Raw genomic sequence first — 1,348 nt, forward strand, 5'->3', positions numbered from 1 at the left:
AAGAGAAGCATATGGTTTGAAAAAACATAATTTTTGGCAAAACATATGTAAATTATTTTAGATAAACCATGATATTATCTTATGATGATGATTATACATCTAAAATGGGAAAAAGTGCAGTTGCATTTATACCAGAAGTAGAGAAAGCAGAGGTACTAAATGGCGAAAAAACAAGGCTGAATATTGGTGAGAATAAATGGGTCGAAGGTTGGAAATGGTATGATGCAATAAGAGTTCGGAAAAATGGGAGATGAAATATCCAGATATTGTATTGGAAGAATTAGATAAATTTAATGAAAAGTCATTAGATATAAGAAATGAAGAATTTATCAAAGAGTGTAAGGAAGTTATTGAACAATTGGTCGCTTTTATTAATTTGAATATCAGAAAAGAAAAAAATATATATGTTGAATATGAGTAAAAGTAATATTTAAATAGGAACATGCTGCAATACAGTTAAGATAGTGGATATAATTTGATTTCAGTAAGATAGACGACTTGCATGAAAAGTAGAAAGTATTATCAGATAGAGGAATATATGGTGTCCTAGAATGTATAGGTCAAGACATCGGAGATGCAAGTCAGACAGGTAAAGGACTTGCCTCGATAACAGGAATGATAACAGGAGGTTTTGTAGGAGATAAGCTTAGTTTAAAAGTAAAAAAAGATTATACTAGGAAAACAATACCCGGAGAATTTAAACACGTACCCGGAAGAAATAGAATTTTTAAGAAAACTGTATACGATCCTAATGTTATTCCAGATAATGAAATGATAAAATTAAGTAAAGATGCAATGAATGAGGCAGTGAAGAGTGGAAGAGGAAAGGTGATAGATATACAAAATAAAATTAAATATGAAGGTCAAGTATCGTACAAAGGCAAGATACTTAAATTTGAAGGATTTAAAAACATGGATACTGGAGAAATAGAAAATGCGTATCCAGTACTAGAATGGAGTACAAAATAATGAATAATGATGATAAAATTTTTGAAATATTAGAAAATCAGAGAGAATTCGATAGATATTTTTTGAAAAAATGTCCAAGGGATGCTGTGGCTGAAACTTTTACTGAATATGTCAACTCAAATTGTTTTTTAGAACTTCTAGATGACATGAAAAACAAATTGAGCGATTATAACCAAGGTTATGGAATGATATTTTCAGAAGATTATGATGATCCGTATGATGAATTTTATTTTGGGGAAAATAATATATGCTTTTTTTTAGAATCAGGTTATGATGATGTAGAAGATATCATCGGCTACGAAGAATTCTACAAATATCTTGTTCTAGCATGCGAGTTTTACGTAGAACGTCGTCATCCAGAACATAAGGAAATCGTAGA

The 1,348-nt window shown here is 30.2% G+C and carries 3 protein-coding genes; all 3 read left to right on the plus strand.

Going from position 1 to position 1,348, the window contains the following annotated elements; genetic code table 11:
- Nucleotides 1-250 precede the first annotated feature (250 nt).
- Complete coding sequence (locus BMY79_RS12280) at nt 251-421, plus strand: hypothetical protein (protein WP_177176463.1); 171 nt, start codon at nt 251-253, stop codon at nt 419-421.
- Nucleotides 422-615: 194 nt separating this feature from the next.
- Nucleotides 616-969 (plus strand): hypothetical protein, encoded by a 354-nt coding sequence (locus tag BMY79_RS11790; RefSeq protein ID WP_074731036.1) that lies wholly within the window; start codon nt 616-618, stop codon nt 967-969.
- Nucleotides 969-1,348, plus strand: a 380-nt coding sequence (gene cdiI / locus BMY79_RS11795) for a ribonuclease toxin immunity protein CdiI (RefSeq protein WP_074731037.1), incomplete at its 3' end; no start/stop codon positions are given. The genes BMY79_RS11790 and cdiI, both read left to right, overlap by 1 nt.

Source organism: Lachnobacterium bovis (assembly GCF_900111325.1).
GTDB classification, from domain to species: Bacteria; Bacillota; Clostridia; order Lachnospirales; family Lachnospiraceae; genus Roseburia; species Roseburia bovis_A.